Source organism: Bizionia saleffrena, from assembly GCF_008086175.1.
Classification (GTDB): domain Bacteria; phylum Bacteroidota; class Bacteroidia; order Flavobacteriales; family Flavobacteriaceae; genus Bizionia; species Bizionia saleffrena.
This window is the reverse complement of sequence record NZ_VSKM01000007.1, coordinates 163,270-182,802: the sequence shown is the minus strand read 5'-3', so window position 1 is coordinate 182,802 and position 19,533 is coordinate 163,270. Positions and strand designations below refer to the sequence as shown.

Sequence of the window (19,533 nt, the reverse complement as noted above, 5' to 3'; positions counted from 1 at the left end):
TAAAGTCAAAAATTATTCCAGTATTGAATAATCGCCAATACTTATTTTAGTGAATTCACCATTATAAGTCACGTGATTTCCAATCATTGCTTCTTCTAAATTAGCGTTTTTAATAGTGGTATGATTCTGAATTAAACTATTTTTAACGGTTGCGTTTTCAATTGTGCAATTATTTCCTATCGACACATTCGGTCCGATTGTACTATTTTTCAACACCACATTGTCACCGATAAAACACGGTTTTATAATTTCAGAATTTTCTAAAGTTACAGAATTTGAAACCAATTGTTCTTCGCCATCGGCTGTTAAAAAGCCTAACATCCGCTGGTTCGTTTCCAGGGTTACCGCTTTGTTTCCGCAGTCCATCCATTCGCTAACTTCGCCAGTTTTAAAGACTTTCCCTTTAGCCATCATTCCTTTAATACCATCGTTAATTTGGTATTCGCCACCATTAATAATGTTGTTATCCAAAACGTGTTGCAACTCTGTTTTTAAAACCGCAACATCTTTAAAATAATAAATACCGATTACGGCTAAATCACTCACAAAAGTGTTCGGCTTTTCTACAAGCTCTACAATCTCTTTATTCGCGTTTAATTTAACCACACCATAGGCTTCCGGTTTCGCGACTTGCTTTACCCAAATAACAGCATCGGCCTCTGGATCTAGGTTAAAATCGGCTCTAATTAACGTGTCGGCGTACGCAATAACGGCAGGCCCAGAAAGCGACTCTTTGGCGCACATAATAGCGTGTCCTGTTCCCAAAGGCTCGTCTTGCCTGTAAATCGTTGCTTTTGCACCTAACCCTTGGGCTAGTTCTTTTAAGCTCGATACCACATCGTCGCCAAACCACGCCCGATCTCCTAAAATGAAAGCAATTTCTTCGATAGGCTGATTTAAAACTTTAACAATGTCTTTTACTAAGCGCTGCACAATAGGCTGCCCAGCAACAGGAATTAAAGGTTTTGGTACGGTTAGACTATGCGGACGTAAACGAGATCCTCGTCCCGCCATTGGTACTATTATTTTCATATTACGCTCTGCAAAAGCAGATGGTTTTTATATTATACTTAACTCTGTTGGGAGTGCTATTTATTTCTTAAATTATTAAATCGAAATACTAATTGCGACTAATATCCAGCCAGACCGAATGTATCCCCTCTATTCTTTTCACTTTACAATTGCGACTCTCTTTTAGTAGGGTCTAATCCTAATTTATAACATTTCAGAAGACCTAAATTGTAACTGGTTGCGTTGTTAAAGATTTTGAGTGCTGCTTCAATTTAAGCTGTTTTACCCTTTCTTAAAAATTATCTGCTACACTTCTATACAAAATGCCCTTTGGCTTATTTGTGATGCTATAGATAATTTAGGTTATTTTTTCTACTGCTTACTTAACACCTGTGCTGCCAAAGCCACCGTCTCCTCTACTGGTTTCAGAAAGGGTTTCTACTTGAAGCCAATCGGCACGCTCGTGTTTTGCAATCACCATTTGCGCTATACGTTCGCCGTTTTCTATAGTAAAATCGTCGGTAGACAAATTAACTAATATTACGCCCACTTCACCTCTATAATCGGCATCGATTGTTCCCGGAGCATTAAGCACGCTAACTCCCTTTTTAATAGCCAAGCCACTTCTTGGACGTACTTGAGCTTCAATACCAATAGGGAGTTCTAAAAACAACCCTGTAGATACAATTTTTCGCTCCATTGGTTTTAAAGTAATACTTTCGCTAATATGTGCCCGTAAATCCATTCCTGCCGATGCAATAGTTTCGTAACTTGGTAGCGCGTGGCTAGATTTGTTTATAATTTTAATAGTCATTTTAAAGTTTTAATAATTGTTTTAATTCCTTTTTCTCCATAAAATATACTAGCGTTAAAAATACAATTAATGCTGAAATTCCAAAGACATAATTCCCTCTTAAATAATAGAACGAAACGATCGATAACGCAATGGAAAGCACAAGGTACACTCCTATCTTTTTTAAGTTATAAGGAATAGGATAATATTTCCTTCCAAAATAAAACGATAAAATCATCATTAAAGTATATGCCGCTAATGTGGCGACGGCCGATCCTTTATAACTATAAATGGGAATTAACCAATAATTTAAACCTAGGGTAAGCAGCGCGCCAAAGACAGAAATATAAGCACCGAATTTTGTGCGGTCTGTAATTTTATACCACACCGATAAGTTGTGATATATTCCTAAAAAGAAATTGGCTAATAAAACGACAGGTACAATCCACATCGCTTCCCAATACGCCTCACTTTGTACTATAATTACTTTTAAAACATCGACAAACACCACCACTCCTAACAGAATAACTGCGCCAAATGCCACAAAATACTCCAGAATTTTAGCGTAATTCTTTTGTGGATTCTTCGCTTTCGAGTGGCTGAAAAAATAAGGCTCTATTCCCAATCTATACGCCGTGATAAACAATGTCATAAACATTGCAATTTTATAACACGCAGAGTACATCCCAATTTCCCTCTCGGCAACATTTTCGGGTAATAATTGTTTTAGTAATATTCTATCGAAGGTTTCATTTATGGAGAATGCAACCCCTGCAATTAATACAGGAACGGCGTACTTCATCATCCGTTTCCACAATGACGTATTAAACAAGAATTTAAGCTTCGCATAAAATGGCAACATTAAAACCAATGTTATCCCACTAGCAATGAGGTTGGCAATTAATATATAATTGACTTCGAAATCGGGAATATATAACTGCTCTATAATAGCACTTTTAGGTGCTATTTTCTTTAAAGCTAGCAAAAAGAAAAAGTTTAAAGCTATGTTGGTCGCGACATTTATAAGTTTAATTATCGCATAACGCATTGGTTTAGCGTTGGCACGCAACCACGCAAAAGGAATAATAACAAGCGCATCTAGTAATAGAATCCAAATAACGAGTTGAATATATTCGACCTTAATATCAACTAGTGCTGCAATTTGATTTTGCAGCAGTAAACCAGCTCCTAAAAACAAAATAGAGCTTATTATTAATGAAATGGAAGCCGTACCAGTAACCGTTTTAGCATCGTCTTCTTTATTAAAAAATCTAAAAAAGGCTGTTTCCATCCCGTAAGCCAATACCACATTAAACAGCACGAAATAGGCAAATATATAGGACACAACACCATATTCTTCAACTGAAGATAACACGTCTTCTGTGGTGTACAGCGGCACTAATAGAAAGCTCAACATTCGCGGTAACACAGTTGCTAAACCATATATAAATGTTTGTTTAAAAAGAGATTTGAATCCGCTCAAAGTTATTGTCGTTATTTTACGCTAAAAGTATTGAATTCGTAAGACCTAAAAAAGGAAATAGCTTGCGATTAATGCTAAAAACAAATAGAATAGCTAACAATTGAATAGTTATAAAGCGATAGAAAACTAAATACTAAATCACCATTCTAATAGCATGAAGATGGTAAAAAAATACGCATAAAAAAAAGCCTTACTTTTTTAAGTAAGGCTTTAAATGTATTAACACTTAAATACTATTTATAATTGTTCAGTGCTTCAGCACCTTTTGAAAATTTGACTTCACTAACGCTACGTCTAATTGTTCAGTGCTTCAGCACCTTTTGAAAATTTGACTTCACTAACGCTACGTCTAATTGTTCAGTGCTTCAGCTCCTTTTGAAAATTTGACTTCACTAACGCTACGTCTAATTGTTCAGTGCTTCAGCACCACCCACAATTTCTAAAATTTCATTGGTGATGGACGCTTGACGAGCCTTATTGTACGTTAATTTTAATTGATCTCTTAATTCAGTGGCGTTATCGGTGGCTTTATGCATCGCTGTCATACGTGCTCCATGCTCACTGGCGAAAGAATCTCTAACGCCTTTATACAACTGTGTTTTAAGCGATTTAGGAATTAGCTCCTCAATAATTTTTACTTTAGAAGGTTCAAAGACATAATCTGTTGTATTTTCTTCATCACCTTCAACCGGAACAATCGGTAAAAACTGTTCTGTCATTACAATTTGAGTCGCCGCATTTTTAAACTTATTGTATACAATCTCTATTTTATCGTATTTATTGTTTAAAAACTCCGCCATTAGCATCCCGGCAACTTCGGCAACATTATCGAACGTTAAATCGTCGAAAAGGTCACTTCTATTTGCCATAACGATGTCATTTTTAGCAAACTTGTCATTCCCTTTTTTTCCAATTGCTAAAATGGAAACATTTTTGTCTGCGTGAACATCGTTAATTAGCCTTTGTGTTTGCTTAATAATATTAGAATTAAAAGCACCACACAAACCTCTATTTGAGGTTATGGTAACAATAAGTACGTTTTTAACCTCTCTTTGTTCTGCGTATTTACTTCCCAATTCTGAATCGTTAGAAGCACTTAAACTCTGTAAAAGTTCTGTTAACTTATCAGAATAAGGTCGCATTGCACTAATAGCATCCTGAGCCTTCTTTAACTTCGCAGCCGATACCATTTTCATAGCACTGGTAATCTGCATCGTTGAAGATACCGAAGTAATTCTATTACGTATTTCTTTTAAATTTGCCATATTTTAAAATATGAAATAAGATTCCCACTCTCGTGGGAATGTTAATTATGCTTTATATTTTCCTGATAAATCTTTTGCCACAGACATTAAAGTATCTGTAACTTCATCAGTTAATTTCCCTGCTTTTAATAAGTCTAAAACGTCTCTATGTTTCGCGTTTAAGAACTCGAGATAATCACGCTCAAACTCTTTTACTTTATTTACGGGTACGTTTCTTAATAAGTTTTTAGATCCTGCATAGATAATTGCAACTTGATCTTCGACTGTAAACGGATCGTTTTGAGCTTGTTTTAGGATTTCAACGTTACGTTTTCCTTTTTCAATTACATTTAAAGTAACGGCATCTAAATCGGACCCAAACTTAGCGAAAGCTTCTAGCTCACGGTACTGCGCTTGGTCTAATTTTAACGTTCCAGATACTTTTTTCATTGCTTTAATCTGTGCGTTACCACCAACACGTGATACCGAAATACCTACGTTAATTGCCGGACGTACACCAGAGTTAAATAAATCTCCATCTAAGAAAATTTGTCCATCTGTAATAGAAATTACGTTAGTTGGGATATATGCCGAAACATCTCCCGCTTGCGTTTCGATAATTGGTAAAGCAGTTAACGAACCTCCTCCTTTTACAATAGGCTTTAAAACGTCTGGTAAGTCGTTCATTTCTTTTGCAATAGAATCGTCATTGATGATTTTTGCAGAACGCTCTAATAATCTTGAGTGTAAGTAGAAAACATCACCTGGATACGCCTCACGACCTGGTGGACGACGTAATAATAATGAAATCTCACGATACGCTACAGCTTGTTTGGATAAATCATCAAAAACAATTAACGCTGGACGACCAGTATCTCTAAAATATTCTCCAATAGATGCGCCTGTCATTGGTGCATATACTTGCATTGCTGCTGGATCTGATGCGTTTGCTGCAACAATAGTTGTATAAGCTAAAGCGCCTTTTTCTTCCAATGTTTTTACGATTAAAGCTACTGTCGATGCTTTTTGTCCTATGGCAACATATATACAGGATACAGGATTCCCTGCATCGTAAAATTCTTTTTGATTTAAGATAGCATCGATACAAACCGTTGTTTTACCAGTTTGACGGTCACCAATAACCAACTCACGTTGTCCTCTACCTACAGGAATCATAGCGTCAATCGCTTTAATACCCGTTTGTAATGGTTCTGTTACTGGTTCACGATAAATAACTCCTGGTGCTTTACGCTCCAAAGGCATCTCATACGTTTTTCCAGCGATTGGTCCTTTACCATCGATTGGGTTACCTAATGTATCTACAACACGACCAACAATACCTTCACCAACTTTTACAGAGGCGATGCGCTCAGTACGTTTTACTATAGAGCCTTCTTTTATTCCTACAGAAGTCCCCAGTAATACAATACCGACATTGTCTTCTTCTAAGTTAAGCACAATACCTTCTGTACCACCATCGAATTCTACTAATTCTCCATATTGAGCGTTAGCTAATCCGTAAGCACGTACGATACCATCACCTACAGTTAATACTGTTCCAACTTCGTCTAAAGAAGCGCTTGCTTCAAATCCGGAAAGTTGTTGTTTTAAGATTGCTGATACTTCAGCTGGGTTTACTTCTGCCATCTTATTCTTTATTTAGATATAACTATCTTAGTTTAATGTGAATTCTCTTTTTAGTTTACTTAATTGGTTCGCTATACTAGCGTTATACTGTAGGTCTCCAACGCGTAAAATGAAACCACCTAAAATGCTTTCATCAATAATATTTATTAATTCTGCGTCTTTACCGGTAAGGGCTTTTACTTTTGCAGACACTTTTGCTGTTAACTCCTCTGTTAATGCTACAGCTGTTGTTACAGTTGCTTCTTGCATTCCTCTAGATTCGTCGTACAACTTTACGTATTGTAAAGCTACATTTTCTAAAAGTGATAAACGTCTGTTTGCAATTAAAGTATCTATTAAATTTACGGTTAACGTATTAGAGTTTTTAAAAATTTCTAATAACGCCGATTTTTTAATAGTTGCACCAATAACTGGACTTTGTAGCATATCGCTTAAGTCTTGACTTTGTGCAATAGTTTTAGCGAATAGCTTCATATCATTACTTACAGCTTCTGCTGAATTCTGATCTTTTGCTAAGCTTAACATTGCTTTTGCGTATCGTATTGCCGCTCTTGCTCCTGCCATAGTTTCCTATACTATTAACCTACATTTTGTATTTGCTTTACAAAATACAAAGTCTGAAGGTTATTTATTTGGTTATACTTAATTTAATTTTGCTTCTGCTAGCAAAGAATCAACCAATACCAATTGTTTGTCTTTGTTAGATAATTCCTGACGTACTACTTTTTCTGCGATCTCTAAAGATAAGCTTGCCACGTGGTTCTTTAATTCGGCCATCGCTGCTTTCTTCTCTCCTTCTATCGCCACTTGAGCTTGCTCGATCATAGCGTTTGCCTGTACCTGAGCTTCTTCTTTTGCAGCAGAAATCATATTATTTTTCATTTCACGCGCTTCTTTCATCATCCCATCTCTTTCAATACGTGCTTCTTGAAGTAACTTCTCATTAGAAGCGGTAAGGTTTTGCATTTCTAATTTTGCTTTTTCAGCAGCATCTAATGCATTTTGAATACCATCTTCTCTAGTTTGTAAGGCGTCTAAAATTGGTTTCCAAGCAAATTTTCTCATCAATACTATTAGTATTAATAAGATAGCGGCTTGCATAAAAAATAAGCCTATCGAAAAATCGTTTAATAAAGTTTCCATTCTATATAGATTACTTAAATTCTCTTTTTTTGTTTAATTTAAAACAGTTTCTGCAACCAACCGTTGCAGAAACGTGTTTCTTTGTTTTTTAGGAAATTCTTATTTCCCTAAGATTAATGCACCGAATGCTAAACCTTCTAATAAGGCTCCGATGATGATCATCGCTGTTTGGATCTTTCCAGCTGCTTCTGGTTGACGTGCAATACTTTCCATTGCTTTTCCTCCAATTTGACCTAGACCGATACCTCCACCGATTACGATTAATCCTGCTCCAATTAAATTGTACATACTACTTTGGTTTTATAAATATTAATTAAACAAATTCTTCTTTTATGCTAAACACGTGTTGTACCTCGCGTGCTGTCACACTATACAATGAGTACTAATTATGCACTCGTAATTTTTAATGGGCGTCGTGCTCTTCTACAGCCATACCAATAAATAACGATGATAACATCGTAAAGATAAAGGCTTGTAAGAACGCTACTAAAAGCTCAATAAACATAATAAATATAGAGAGTACTAAAGACATCCCTGTTGATGCTACTGGACCGAAAGCGGCTTTCATTGTAATCATTAATGCCATTAAACTCATTACTACAAAGTGACCTGCTGTAATGTTAGCAAATAAACGTACTAATAAAGAAAAGGGTTTTATAATTACAAAACCTACTAATTCTATCACTGCCAAAATTGGTCTTAATATATAAGGCACTCCCGGCATCCACAACGTGTGTGCCCAGAAGTCTCTGGTACCGCTAAACATATAAATTACCATTGTAAAAATAGCCAAACATGCGGTTACAGCAATCTGTCCTGTAACGTTAAATCCAAGTGGTGTTAACCCTAGTACATTTAAAATCCAGATAAAAAAGAAGACCGTTAATAGGAAGCCCATAAACTTACGGTACTTTTTCTCTCCAATATTTGGTCTTGCAATTTCGTCACGAACATAAATAACTAAAGGCTCTAACACTCTAGAAAATCCTTTCGGAATAGTTTTACCTTTTTTATATCCTCTTGCCAAGGCACCGAACCCTAGCAACATTAATAACCCTGTTAGAATCATCCCAAAAACACTTTTCGTAATTGAAAAATCAAGCACTCTATTGGCGTTGGTTGGGTGGTTATCTTCGTCAAAACTAAGTGCCGTTGCACCGTTTTCTAACTCGTATATTTTTGAATGGTATTTTAATAATTGCGCACCGTCTTTGTCTACAATAACTTCACCATCGTCATCGTGATGAAATGCCGAAGACATAAAAGTCTTTAACCCATTGCTTGTCCAAACAATAACCGGTAACGGAAACCCATAGTGCGTTCCCGATGCATTATCTGTAAAAAAATGAAAATCGTGAGAATCCTTAAGGTGATGAGCAATATACTCTCTTATTTCATCTGGTGAATCTACTAAATTGTTTTCAACAGCGTCATCTTGAGCAAAAGCCGTAAATGAAGTCAATGCTAAAACGAATACTACTAAAAACTTGATAGATTTTGTTGCTACCATCATACTTTATCTAAATAATGAAATTTATGTCCTGCAAATTTTGTGCAAATGTACGGAATAATTTCAAATCCCAAACTCTTTTTTTTTAATAGATTTTCAACTTAAAAACAAAGTTTAAAATCTACACTTATTTTACACTAACTATTTACTGTTTAACAGCTTACCCACGCCAATAGCTTCAGCCATTAAAAAAAGAAACAATGGAACCACCAGACCTATGCGCTCGGGCTGGGATAAACTCTCTTTAGAAAACACAGATTCTTGAAACATCAAGACAAAGATTCCTATTTTAAAAAACATCATCATTAAGTAGCCGTAACCGGCCTGATTAGGCAATGTAGTTGCCAAAAGCTCGATGGCCACGTACACAAGCACAGATGCAATGGCGTGAAAACTATAAACTTTTAGTAAAGAAAAAGAAAGCTCGGAAGTGGTTAAGTAACTGTGTAAACTAAAGGCTAAAGCAAATAATGCTGCGATAGCCAATACAAAATATAGTATGCGTTTGGTCATTAGTTAGTAGACTATTAATTTTAATTAAATTACTCTTTATTGGTTAAATTAATAACTTGCCTTATTACCATAAAAATGGCAATAAAAACAGAAACCAACGTAACTATTTTGTAGTATAATTGGTCGTCGTTATTAAATTTTATGTCTAGCCATTCCCCTAATTTACTCCCCAAGTAAATGGTTAACCCCATTTGCAAGGCTATGGTCGTAAATCGCACATAGGGATTAAGTGTTTTTTTTGATTTTTGAGTCACCTTTTATATCTTTTACTGTTGTTTTCATCTCGCAAGTTACATCGAATGTTGCGCCGGGATCTATAGCTAGCTTCTGGGTGATAACTTCACCTTGTATTACCGCTGTCGCTTTTAAGCTTAATGTTTCTGAAAGTTTTAATTGTCCTGAGAATGTGCCTTCGAAATACGCATTAGAACATTCTAAAGTCCCCGTTACAACTCCCGATTTACCTACAACTACTTTTCCTGGCGTTTTTACATTACCTTCTATAACACCGTCAACTCGTAGATCGCCTTCGCTGGTAAAATCTCCTACTACCGTTGTGCCCTTAGCAATAATATTTTGAATGGACGCGTGATTATCGTTTTTGTTTTTTTTGTTATCGGAAAACATTGAATTTAAATTTTTGGGATTTATTGTATGGCTTTATAAGCGTCTACGTTTTTATGAATTTGGAGCGTGCGATAGTTTTTTGAAGATATAGAGAAAAACGGACGCTTTATTTTTTTCCGGTCTTCCTTATTTAAAAGTTGCATAAAGCCTTGAGAACCTTCTATACTTTTTAGTCCGTGCACCACTACAAAAGTGGTGTCTTTATTATAAACATCTACCGAAGTGCTTAATTTAAAGTACTTCACCTTTTTAACACTTTCATCTATTGTTTTTACGAAATCTTCCAAACCGTTTTCTGGTGTGTTTTCAAATTCGTAAATCACTTTAAAGTGTTTAAAACTATCATTTTCTACAAATGCTGAAGCGCGTAGGGTTTCTAAAGAGCTATTAATAATGTCTTGTGCTTGTAAGCCTTCAGAAGTATTTGCATACGTTACTGCCACAGCATTTATCGCGTTTTCATACGCTTCAAAACCGTTAAGTCTACCAATAGCAAAGGCTTTTAGTAGTTCGAATTTAGGCACAATAGCATCACCTTCAAACGTTGAAATATGACTGTCACTTTCTAAAATTACGCGTTCAAATTCTTGATTTTGAAATAAGGCATAGACCTTTTCATAAACACTCTCCGGACTGTTTTCATCGCGCAGTGCCGCCAAGTTTGGATTATTCAAAATCTGCGCATATCGCGAGTCTGGGTAATTGGTAACAATATCGTTTTTAGCTATAGACACCGCATCACTACGACCTTGAAGTTCATAGATTTTATACAAGTTGTATTTTGATGGTAAAATTAATCGCTCTTCGGGATTGCTTTTAAGCAGCGCTAAGAATTTATTTTTAGATAAATTATACTCTTTAAACTTCTCTTTATAAATTAACCCTAACTGATAGTACGCATAATTTCTATCTTTTTGAAGCGTCGCAATCACCTCGGGTTCCGATGGAATTTGCGCGATATAGTATTCGGGATCAAACAATTCGCTTTCGGCGGCATCTATGCCACTTCCATTTTCTAAAGCCACCACGTTGCTCGACGCGCTTTTACTAGACCATCGCCAATTTTCGGCTAATTCGCGATCTCCCCAAATGCGTAGAAATTCGTTTTTACCATAGGCTACCGTTTGGTCATTATAGAAATAAAAATTTGAACTTTTACCACTGCTTTTTGCACTTTTAGCAAAACTAGAAGCATTTGTGTTTCCAGCATTGTTAACCGCTAATCCCTTTTTCTGATCTATAATAGCTTGTTTCTCTATTTCAGCTTCAGCCTGTAGTTTTAAAGTTGTAGTATAGTCTTCAAAATACTGCAGCCTCTCGGCTTTAGACAATAATACAAGATTTAAAATACTATCATTAACTACGGCGATGTCTTCATAATAAATAACAGTCTCTAAATTTTCTCTTTTACGTTTTATAATCCTAAATGGTTTGCTATTTTCTACCATATTAGTCATCGTACTATCGTAATAAGCGCCGGCTTCTTTGTAGAGATTGGTATCGAAACTTATATCTCCCAGCGTTTCGTAATTAGTGGCTACTAAAATTTTATCTGTTGAATTTTCTCGTAGTGATTTGTTGTAATATACTTGCGCTAAAGAGTCGTTACCACTCGTTAAGTAGTACTGCGCTTTTTGATGGTAAATATGATCTAAAAACGGTCTGTTTTCGCGATCTTCTTCAAGGGCTTTTAAATGCTCGGTAAACACCAATTTATCGCCAGACTGATAATTGAAGTTTTTAGCTTTTTCTAAGTGTGCGTTAATTAAGTATTTTCTCGGAATTTTCCGATTTAAGTCAATCACTTTATCGAACGCCCTATTAGCACTATCCGGCTTATTCAATGCATCATAAAGCTGTCCTTTAATAAAAAAATACCGCCCTTTTTCGTGGTCTTTTTTGGTAGATTTGGCAGCAACCGCCATTGGTATTAGTGCGCTGTCTAAGTGCTTGGTATTAATATAAGCTTGCGCGAGTATTGAAGTGGCATCGGCTAAATCCTGACCTTCCAATTCTTCTTGCTCTAATAATAGCTTTAAATTTGTTATAGCCAACGTGTTATTATCTAAGCGCATATTGGTTTTTTCGCTCCAAACTTTAGCTTGATTTATTTTATCACTTGCAGGGTATTTGTACAAAATGTAGTTGAAAGCTTCCAATGCCGGAATGAAACGCTGATCGAAATAACGCGATTTTCCTAATAGTAAATACGCTTCGTCCATTTGCGGGTTTTTCTCTTTCCCTTCAACATTCATACTGTGTTTTTGTATCGCTTTTACTGCTTTTTCTTCCGCTTTAGTAAACTCGGCATTTTTAGATTGTCCCGGTAAAAGCACCTCTTCCTCTATTTGCATTCTCTCGATGGGTAGAATCGCCCAATAGTTATCGCGATACGACGCATTTAAACTATTTCGGCCTTGCTCTAAGGCACTAAAACCATTAAATAAGGTATTGTATTCGGCTGTTATCGCGTGAAAATTTCTATTAATAAAACGGTCTTTTTTACGAGAACATCCTACTAAAATTAAAGTAACGATTACTGCTGATAATATGGGTTTTAAAGCTATTTTCAAGAGTGCTATTTTTTTATCTATTACATAACTAAGAACTTGCGAAAATATTATGTTCTTTCTACATAAGCACGTAAAAATAAGCATCTTTTTGAGTTTTTGCCAATTAAAGCAAAAAATGTGCACTTTAGAGTTATATTTTTTATTGTAAGTCTGTCGCTTTTTCTACACCCACCAGACCCGAAAAATGAGCTTCTAATTCTTTTAAGGTTGCTGGGCTCGTTTTTAAATCCTTAATTACTGCCCCTTTTTCTAGTACTACAATACGCTCGCACACATCGGTAACGTGCGATAAATCGTGACTAGAGATAAGTATGGTAACGCCTTTAGACCGGGCTAATTCTTTAATGATTTGTTTTAGTCTAATTTGCGTTGTCGGGTCTAAATTTGCGAAAGGTTCATCTAAAACAATAACCTCAGGGTTTCCGATTAATGCGGCAACAATTCCTGCTTTTTTTTGATTTCCTTTACTTAAATCTCTCAAATATTTTTTCTGTTTTAAAATCTCTCCGTTGAAAAAATCTGCAAACTGAGCCAATAATGTATCCACATCGGCTTTAGTTTGATGGCGTAAATCGCCAATAAAATAAAAATATTCTTCGGCAGTTAAATACCCTATTAAAAAACTTTCATCTATAAAAGATGACGTAAATGGTTTCCAATCTTCACTTTCGTGCACCAAGACACCATTATTCTCAATATACCCAGAAGACGGCGCGATTAAATCTAACAGCAAACTGAAATACGTTGTTTTTCCTGCCCCATTATTGCCTACCAATCCGAAACTCTGTCCTTTTGGAATCTCGATTTCCTCGATATTTAACACCGTAACATCATTATACTTTTTGGTTAAATTAACTGTTTTTATCATAAGTATTGAATTGTAATGAATTATTGTTTTTCTGAAAAAGCGGCTATAGTTTTATACTTTCCTTTTTGATATACCTGCTCTATTTTATTAAAAATATATGGTCTAAAAACAATTCCTAATACCCCAACCAAGGCTAGAGCAATAAGTCCTGCATTGAAATTAATCAATTTATAGGGCACATAAAATATTAGCATGGGTAGTAAAAATTTAGGCAGCCCAATGAGTAATTGCGTAGGATTAAACCCGTTAGTATTACTAAAGGCTTTTGCTTTCACATTTAGCTCTATGGGCACGCGGTTTAAGGCCCCACCAAATAAGGTTAAGAAGGAGTTTAAACCAATATTAAAGACCGCTCCGGCAGCAATCATACCGAAAATATCCCAGCCAAAATAAATGTAAGGCGTACTCAATATAAAGGAGAACAATACCGCCACAACCATTAAATACCATTTCGATTCTAAATAGGTTTTATACGGTATATTCTGACTCATTAACAACTTGTAATATTCACTATCCCAAGACGGCACATACTGGCCAAACGTCATTAAAAAACCACCCGTTATAAACATCGAAGCAAAGGCTAAAAGAGCTGGCATCTCGCGATAGGTGTCTTGTGTATAAAAGACTAACCCATAAAATAGAAACATAAAAGACATCATCATTACCTGACGCGGTCTTACGTTTCTTTGTATTAATTTAATATCGTTCTTTAAAAAAGGAGCCACTGCACCAAAACGGTTTAGCCACGATAAATCGGTAGTACTCACTTCTTTTACTTTTTTTGAAATGGCATCGTCTAAATAAAAGCCTTTTTTTATAAAATGAAACGTCGCATTAAATAAAGCGACTAAAGCGACAATGGGAACCACCACCAAATAGGGGTGCGCATACATATAGTTGAAAGCATAACCCATCGGTTCTGAAATTTTGAAAATAGAATAATACTCTAAAACGCCAAAGGTGGCGACAAGAGCCAGCACAACATAAAACACCACATTATTTTTATTGACTAAAAAGTTTATAAAATTAATAGATCCCGTAATCGCCACAAAACCTATAAGCCAAGCCAACACTGGTATAACGGGATAGCCTTGAACTAGTAAAACAATGGTAAAAGGAACCACTATAAAGAGCGGTAAAATATTAAAAAACGATACACTCGTCTTGCCTAACAAATAGTAAATTACGGTGTTGCGTTTTACGGGAATAATCATTAAAGGCTTTACATTCATTACCGGTAATTGCTGCATAAAGTAGCGCAACATAAAATCGAAAATAAACCAAAAGAATAAAAAGCTATTTACGGTAGTCATCGGGTCTGTTTCCGGAATTGTTTTTTTAAGAATAAAGAATAAGCTCCCCCCTAAAAGTAACGCCATTCCGCCAAAATACAACACAGCAAAAGCCAATAATATTTTTATAGCGATTCCTTTTTTGAAATAGGAAGAACGAGAAAATTGTTTCCATTCGAAACTTAAAAGGCGTTTAATCATAATAGGTTATTAGTTTGCATTATATTAAGGTTAGTGTGTTTTTTGCTTTATTTGTTACACATTACACCATTTTATATTCTGGATAAACTTGGTTTAGTAATTTCTCTGACTCTTCAGGTAGGACATTCAAAGAGATATAAGAATAAATTGAGGCCAGTGTAAAAAACAAGGCAAAACCAATAGATGACCAGGAAATAACACCTGCAGATTCCATTATTTCTAAAGACGGTCGTATATGAATTATTAAAAAGAACACGTTCATAGCTACAGCGTTAAAAATAAGGTCTTCTAATAACCAAATCCGCCCTGTTTTTATTCTCTTTATTTTTAATTTTCGTTTTAACACTATAAATTTAACGAGACTATAAATAGCAATACCTCCTGTAACTCCATAGATAAAATAACTGCCATACTGAGAGCTAAAACACATTAAAAAAACGATAAAGATAATTAAGGTAATAACGATTTTAGGCAAAGCAAACCACTCTTTTCCAAAGTCCCATAATAGTTTAGCATAACGTTTATTCATCGCCTTTAGTTTATTATCTACAACATCCATAAAGCCAAAAACTCCAAATTTTTTAAAGGCTAAATTTCGGGCTTCAATGAAACTTAAATTAGGGTTTTCTTCCCAAAACGATTCAATATCGTTAGCTAAATGGTCAACAAGTTCTGTTTGTAAATCATAGTGCTCAACGTAATGCTGCCTAGTAAACTTGTAAAGTGATTCAATTTGCTGTTCTGTAATTTTCATAGCGAATACTTACATTTATTTTTTATTGCAGATTAAAAGATGGGGACATTAACGCCTGCATAGTCTTGATATAATCATTTAATTCCTCAAGCTTACTCGTGGTTTCTGTAGCACCTTTTTCTGTTAATTTATAATATTTGCGAAATCTATTATCGACTTTAACAACCTCAACCTCCAAAAAGCCTTCAGCTTCTAATTTATGCAATGCAGGATACAAAGCGCCTTCCGTAATAGTTAATTCGCCGTGACTAAGTATTTTTACCTTTTGTGTGATCTCGTAACCATACATTTTTTCAGTCTCACTTAAAAGCTTTAAAATGATGGTTGAAAGACTTCCTTTATATAATTTTGAATTTCCCATTACAGGATAAATGTATACATAATTTTCTTAGGCATGAAGTTGAGGTGCATTTTTTTTAAAATTTAAAGTATAAACTAAATGGGCTTCACTATTTTTGTATTAAAATAAAAACTATGTCGCAATTTCATAACCTTTCAATAAAAAACATACACAGAGAGACCGCGCACTGCGTTACTTTAAGTTTTTCGATACCAGAGACTTTAAAAGACACGTTTTCCTTTATCGCTGGACAATACATTACTTTAAAAACGACGATTAACGGAAAAGAAATTAGAAGAGATTACTCGATGTGTTCGTCTCCAAAAAGTGGCGACATAAAAGTAGCCATTAAAAAAGTTGAAGACGGTACCTTTTCCGCCTATGTAAATAGCACCTTAAAAGAAGGTGACATACTAGATGTCGCCCCACCAAAAGGGCGTTTTAATTTTAAGCCGAACGATAAAATAACTAAAAACATCGCCTTATTTGCTGCTGGAAGTGGCATTACTCCTATTTTAAGTATTATTAAAAGCGCTTTGGAAGAAGAGGTGCACAGTAAAGTTATTTTAGTGTACGGTAATAAAACAACGGAAGACACTATTTTCCTTCAGGAATTATTAGACTTACATCACCAATATAAAAACCGATTTGATATTCAGTTTGTGTTTAGTCAAGCCGATGAAGAGGATGCTATCTTTGGTCGTATTGAAAAAAGCACGGTAAACTACGTTATGAAAAACAAGCATAAACATATTGATGTTGATGCTTATTATTTATGCGGACCAGAAGCGATGATCCATACCGTAAGAGATGTGTTAATTGAGCATAACACACCTAGCGACCGTATTCATTACGAATTGTTTAAGGCTGCAAAATCTGCCGATGTAGCGACGCCGGAAACCGTAAGCGACGGTAACGCTACGATTAAAGTTATTGTTGACGATGAAGAGGCTACCTTTACTATGCAAAAAAAGCAAACCATACTTGAAGCGGCGTTAGACAATGACCTAGATGCTCCTTATTCTTGTCAAGGAGGTATTTGCAGTAGTTGTATCGCTAGAGTAACTGAGGGCAAAGCAACGATGCGAAAAAACAATATTTTAACTGATGGTGAAGTTGCCGAAGGCTTAATATTAACCTGTCAAGCACATCCCGACACGGCAACAATAACGGTAGATTATGATGATGTATAATAATGCGTTTTAGTAATCTCCTATAAAAATAAAAAGCTCCGTAATTTACGGAGCTTTTTATTTGGTTATCATCACTGGTTTTAAAAAGATAGTGAGGGATTTTTCTTCGCGCCTTTCTGTTTTTCAGACCGTTCAGACCGTTTCTAATTAATTCTTAGTTCTTTATTCTTAAAAGACATGTGGTCTGCTCCCTATAATCGGCCAATACTAGTTTATAGTAAAGTGTTTATTGTAGCGATAATGTCTTTAGGTCGAATACTTCTCGCGGCTTTTTCGTAACCTTCCGGATATTTATTACCATATACGGACGTCGGTATTAGGGGGAATTCTTCTCGATTAGCCAGTAAACTATTACTTGCCGGTTGATTAAATGGTGCAAAACCTGCAAACGGATGCGTTACATTCCATACCGTCACTACTTTTTTACCTAACATTGCGGCGATATGCGCATTACCAGAATCCATAGCCAACATTACATCGGTATTAGAAATAACATCTAACTCTTCTGTAAAGGTTAGTTTTCCAGCAACATTTATAACATTATCGTATTTGCTCTCCAAGGCATTTAAAAGGCTTATTTCATCCTTACCGCCACCAAATAACAAAACGGTGTGTTGTTTAGAAAGAACAGTAATGACGTCCTCCATTAAATCGATAGGATACATTTTAGAGTCGTACTGTGCAAAAGGAGCAATCCCAATCCACTTATTTGAATCGTTCCCGATAAGCGCTAAAGCGTTTCCGCTTAAATTCTTACTATCTGGAAAAGTAGGCGCACTTAAGTCTAAGTCAAACCCTAACGCACGAAACACATCGGCGTAACGCTCGTGCGTCGTTTTTAATTGCTTAACGGCAGTCCCTTTTATTAGTGCTTCTTTTTCTTTACGCCCTTTATCAATTTGCTTAAACGGAAGTCCTTTTAAAAACCATTTTAACAATTTACTACGCAATACGTTGTGTACATCGGCTACGGCATCAATATCTAGCGTTTTTAATTCTTTCGCCAATGCATACATTCCTAAAACACCCTTATGTTTCCCTTTTAAATTAGGTGCATAAACGGTGACTTGTTTTAAGTCTTTAAAAAACGGCTTAAAAAACGCTCGTGTTAACACGGTAAGCCTCACTTGCGGGTGTTGCTCGGTAAATGCACGCAAAACCGGTACGGCCATTGCAACATCTCCCATAGCAGAGAGTCTTATTACTAAAATATGCTTTGGTTGTGTAGACATCTCGTTTCTAAATAGTATTAAAAGAGTTTTATTTCTGCCCTCTTAAAACAGGGTTTAATTCGTCGTCGTTGTACATTTTCATTTGTTTGTACACCTTCATATATTTATCGCCAGATTCTATATCTTGTAATAGATCATCGATTGCTATATTTAAATCTGCACGTTGCTCTAACAACACAGTAAGTTTTTTATGGCAGGCAGCACTATGTGCTTCAGAAGCATCTTTACGCTCTACTTCTTCATTCATGTGATAAATTTTCAAGGCTAATATAGACAGTCTATCGATTGCCCAAGCCGGACTTTCAGAGTTGATTTTAGCTGAATCTTTAGGTGTTATATTGGCAAACTTCTTTAAGAAATAACCATCAATATACTCCACCATATCGGTTCTGTCCTGATTTGACGCATCAATTTTACGTTTCAACGTTAATGCCGCAACTGGATCTATTTGTGGATCCCTAATAATGTCTTCATAATGCCATTGCACGGTATCTATCCAACATTTTCTATATAGTAAGTGCTCTATTAATTGGTCTTTTTCATCGTATATATTAGTAAACGGTTGGTCTACAGTATTTACAACGTGATAGGTATTAATTACCTCTTGAAGTATTGAATTTGCTTTGCTTGTAAAGTTCATTGTTGCCTTATTTTGAATACAAATCTAAGCAAATAAAATAAGATAATTAAGCTTAGCCACTCTGCGGGTATTCAAAATTTGGTATTCATTTTCTGTTTTTTACGCGCAACACTAGTGATATTTACCCAATAGAATATCATAGCGAACTACTTAGCAAAGGCGTCAAAGCAAAAGCTTTTGTTTATCTCTTATATTTTTGAAGGTGCGAGCGCACTATAGCTTAACTTTTAATACCTAATAACTTTCTTAGTATTTATAGTATTACTTTTTTCCATTGCTGAAAAAAGTAACCATAAAAATCTAGACTTACGAACCGCTATCTAAATTTTTCATTGTACAACTAAATATCAAAGCCCAGCCAGTATAATAGTGCCTGACGCCTCTGTATCGATTGCTCAAACAGTCTGAAATTTTAAGGCGTATTCATTTCAAATTTTACGATAGATTTCCGATAGGCCAGTAAAACACT

20 protein-coding genes are annotated in these 19,533 nt (G+C 35.5%); 1 reads left to right on the top strand and 19 read right to left on the bottom strand.

Annotated features, from left to right (window positions below):
- Window positions 1-12 precede the first annotated feature (12 nt).
- The 17 genes from ES676_RS08610 to ES676_RS08530 form a co-directional block, all read right to left on the bottom strand.
- Window positions 13-1,032, bottom strand: coding sequence for a sugar phosphate nucleotidyltransferase (locus tag ES676_RS08610; protein ID WP_148369914.1), 1,020 nt, complete (start codon window positions 1,030-1,032; stop codon window positions 13-15).
- A gap of 358 nt (window positions 1,033-1,390) precedes the next feature.
- On the bottom strand, window positions 1,391-1,825 hold the full coding sequence (gene dut, locus ES676_RS08605) for a dUTP diphosphatase (RefSeq protein ID WP_148369913.1): 435 nt from the start codon (window positions 1,823-1,825) through the stop codon (window positions 1,391-1,393).
- 1 nt (window position 1,826) lies between these two features.
- Entirely contained in the window at window positions 1,827-3,287 is a 1,461-nt protein-coding gene (locus ES676_RS08600) for an oligosaccharide flippase family protein (protein WP_148369912.1), read from the bottom strand.
- Window positions 3,288-3,691: 404 nt separating this feature from the next.
- Window positions 3,692-4,552 (bottom strand): ATP synthase F1 subunit gamma, encoded by an 861-nt coding sequence (gene atpG / locus ES676_RS08595; protein ID WP_148369911.1) that lies wholly within the window; start codon window positions 4,550-4,552, stop codon window positions 3,692-3,694.
- 45 nt (window positions 4,553-4,597) lie between these two features.
- Window positions 4,598-6,178, bottom strand: a complete 1,581-nt coding sequence (atpA, locus tag ES676_RS08590; RefSeq protein ID WP_148369910.1) for a F0F1 ATP synthase subunit alpha — start codon at window positions 6,176-6,178, stop codon at window positions 4,598-4,600.
- A gap of 27 nt (window positions 6,179-6,205) precedes the next feature.
- Entirely contained in the window at window positions 6,206-6,742 is a 537-nt protein-coding gene (atpH, locus tag ES676_RS08585) for an ATP synthase F1 subunit delta (protein ID WP_148369909.1), read from the bottom strand.
- Between the two features lie 78 nt (window positions 6,743-6,820).
- Window positions 6,821-7,321: a F0F1 ATP synthase subunit B gene (locus ES676_RS08580; protein WP_148369908.1), complete on the bottom strand. Its 501-nt coding sequence runs from the start codon at window positions 7,319-7,321 to the stop codon at window positions 6,821-6,823.
- Window positions 7,322-7,420: 99 nt separating this feature from the next.
- Entirely contained in the window at window positions 7,421-7,609 is a 189-nt protein-coding gene (gene atpE, locus ES676_RS08575) for an ATP synthase F0 subunit C (RefSeq protein ID WP_054727931.1), read from the bottom strand.
- Between the two features lie 115 nt (window positions 7,610-7,724).
- A complete protein-coding gene (gene atpB, locus ES676_RS08570) occupies window positions 7,725-8,834 on the bottom strand; it encodes a F0F1 ATP synthase subunit A (RefSeq protein ID WP_148369907.1) in 1,110 nt (369 codons plus the stop codon).
- A 138-nt stretch (window positions 8,835-8,972) separates the two neighbouring features.
- The gene (locus ES676_RS08565; protein WP_148369906.1) at window positions 8,973-9,344 is read right to left on the bottom strand and encodes a DUF6168 family protein; all 372 of its coding nucleotides are present in this window, start codon (window positions 9,342-9,344) and stop codon (window positions 8,973-8,975) included.
- A gap of 29 nt (window positions 9,345-9,373) precedes the next feature.
- Complete coding sequence (locus ES676_RS08560) at window positions 9,374-9,598, bottom strand: AtpZ/AtpI family protein (protein ID WP_246124374.1); 225 nt, start codon at window positions 9,596-9,598, stop codon at window positions 9,374-9,376.
- Window positions 9,570-9,971, bottom strand: coding sequence for a bactofilin family protein (locus tag ES676_RS08555; protein ID WP_148369905.1), 402 nt, complete (start codon window positions 9,969-9,971; stop codon window positions 9,570-9,572). Before ES676_RS08555 ends, ES676_RS08560 begins: the two co-directional genes overlap by 29 nt.
- Window positions 9,972-9,991: 20 nt before the next feature.
- A complete protein-coding gene (gene porW, locus ES676_RS08550; RefSeq protein ID WP_170234441.1) occupies window positions 9,992-12,544 on the bottom strand; it encodes a type IX secretion system periplasmic lipoprotein PorW/SprE in 2,553 nt (850 codons plus the stop codon).
- 139 nt (window positions 12,545-12,683) lie between these two features.
- A complete protein-coding gene (locus ES676_RS08545) occupies window positions 12,684-13,412 on the bottom strand; it encodes an ABC transporter ATP-binding protein (protein WP_148369903.1) in 729 nt (242 codons plus the stop codon).
- A 20-nt stretch (window positions 13,413-13,432) separates the two neighbouring features.
- Window positions 13,433-14,905: a DUF5687 family protein gene (locus tag ES676_RS08540; RefSeq protein ID WP_148369902.1), complete on the bottom strand. Its 1,473-nt coding sequence runs from the start codon at window positions 14,903-14,905 to the stop codon at window positions 13,433-13,435.
- A gap of 61 nt (window positions 14,906-14,966) precedes the next feature.
- Window positions 14,967-15,659 carry a hypothetical protein gene (locus ES676_RS08535; protein ID WP_148369901.1) on the bottom strand — a complete coding sequence of 231 codons (693 nt, stop codon included), beginning with the start codon at window positions 15,657-15,659 and terminating at the stop codon, window positions 14,967-14,969.
- Window positions 15,660-15,681: 22 nt separating this feature from the next.
- Window positions 15,682-16,020, bottom strand: coding sequence for a PadR family transcriptional regulator (locus ES676_RS08530; protein ID WP_148369900.1), 339 nt, complete (start codon window positions 16,018-16,020; stop codon window positions 15,682-15,684).
- Between the two features lie 113 nt (window positions 16,021-16,133).
- Between ES676_RS08530 and ES676_RS08525 the strand changes: the two genes are divergently transcribed.
- Window positions 16,134-17,192 (top strand): ferredoxin--NADP reductase, encoded by a 1,059-nt coding sequence (locus ES676_RS08525; protein ID WP_148369899.1) that lies wholly within the window; start codon window positions 16,134-16,136, stop codon window positions 17,190-17,192.
- A 212-nt stretch (window positions 17,193-17,404) separates the two neighbouring features.
- Here ES676_RS08525 and ES676_RS08520 read toward each other — a convergent pair whose 3' ends face one another.
- Window positions 17,405-18,424 (bottom strand): glycosyltransferase family 9 protein, encoded by a 1,020-nt coding sequence (locus ES676_RS08520; RefSeq protein WP_246130337.1) that lies wholly within the window; start codon window positions 18,422-18,424, stop codon window positions 17,405-17,407.
- A gap of 28 nt (window positions 18,425-18,452) precedes the next feature.
- On the bottom strand, window positions 18,453-19,064 hold the full coding sequence (locus tag ES676_RS08515) for a DUF4254 domain-containing protein (protein WP_148369898.1): 612 nt from the start codon (window positions 19,062-19,064) through the stop codon (window positions 18,453-18,455).
- Window positions 19,065-19,533: the final 469 nt, after the last annotated feature.

Excerpts from the sequence above, each read along its gene's own strand:
- ES676_RS08610 (WP_148369914.1), bottom strand. The coding sequence starts at position 1,032 with ATGAAAATAATAGTACCAATGGCGGGACGAGGATCTCGTTTACGTCCG.
- dut (WP_148369913.1), bottom strand. The coding sequence starts at position 1,825 with ATGACTATTAAAATTATAAACAAATCTAGCCACGCGCTACCAAGTTAC.
- atpG (WP_148369911.1), bottom strand. The coding sequence starts at position 4,552 with ATGGCAAATTTAAAAGAAATACGTAATAGAATTACTTCGGTATCTTCA.
- atpA (WP_148369910.1), bottom strand. The coding sequence starts at position 6,178 with ATGGCAGAAGTAAACCCAGCTGAAGTATCAGCAATCTTAAAACAACAA.
- atpH (WP_148369909.1), bottom strand. The coding sequence starts at position 6,742 with ATGGCAGGAGCAAGAGCGGCAATACGATACGCAAAAGCAATGTTAAGC.
- ES676_RS08580 (WP_148369908.1), bottom strand. The coding sequence starts at position 7,321 with ATGGAAACTTTATTAAACGATTTTTCGATAGGCTTATTTTTTATGCAA.
- atpE (WP_054727931.1), bottom strand. The coding sequence starts at position 7,609 with ATGTACAATTTAATTGGAGCAGGATTAATCGTAATCGGTGGAGGTATC.
- atpB (WP_148369907.1), bottom strand. The coding sequence starts at position 8,834 with ATGATGGTAGCAACAAAATCTATCAAGTTTTTAGTAGTATTCGTTTTA.
- ES676_RS08565 (WP_148369906.1), bottom strand. The coding sequence starts at position 9,344 with ATGACCAAACGCATACTATATTTTGTATTGGCTATCGCAGCATTATTT.
- ES676_RS08555 (WP_148369905.1), bottom strand. The coding sequence starts at position 9,971 with ATGTTTTCCGATAACAAAAAAAACAAAAACGATAATCACGCGTCCATT.
- ES676_RS08545 (WP_148369903.1), bottom strand. The coding sequence starts at position 13,412 with ATGATAAAAACAGTTAATTTAACCAAAAAGTATAATGATGTTACGGTG.
- ES676_RS08540 (WP_148369902.1), bottom strand. The coding sequence starts at position 14,905 with ATGATTAAACGCCTTTTAAGTTTCGAATGGAAACAATTTTCTCGTTCT.
- ES676_RS08535 (WP_148369901.1), bottom strand. The coding sequence starts at position 15,659 with ATGAAAATTACAGAACAGCAAATTGAATCACTTTACAAGTTTACTAGG.
- ES676_RS08530 (WP_148369900.1), bottom strand. The coding sequence starts at position 16,020 with ATGGGAAATTCAAAATTATATAAAGGAAGTCTTTCAACCATCATTTTA.
- ES676_RS08525 (WP_148369899.1), top strand. The coding sequence starts at position 16,134 with ATGTCGCAATTTCATAACCTTTCAATAAAAAACATACACAGAGAGACC.
- ES676_RS08520 (WP_246130337.1), bottom strand. The coding sequence starts at position 18,424 with ATGTCTACACAACCAAAGCATATTTTAGTAATAAGACTCTCTGCTATG.
- ES676_RS08515 (WP_148369898.1), bottom strand. The coding sequence starts at position 19,064 with ATGAACTTTACAAGCAAAGCAAATTCAATACTTCAAGAGGTAATTAAT.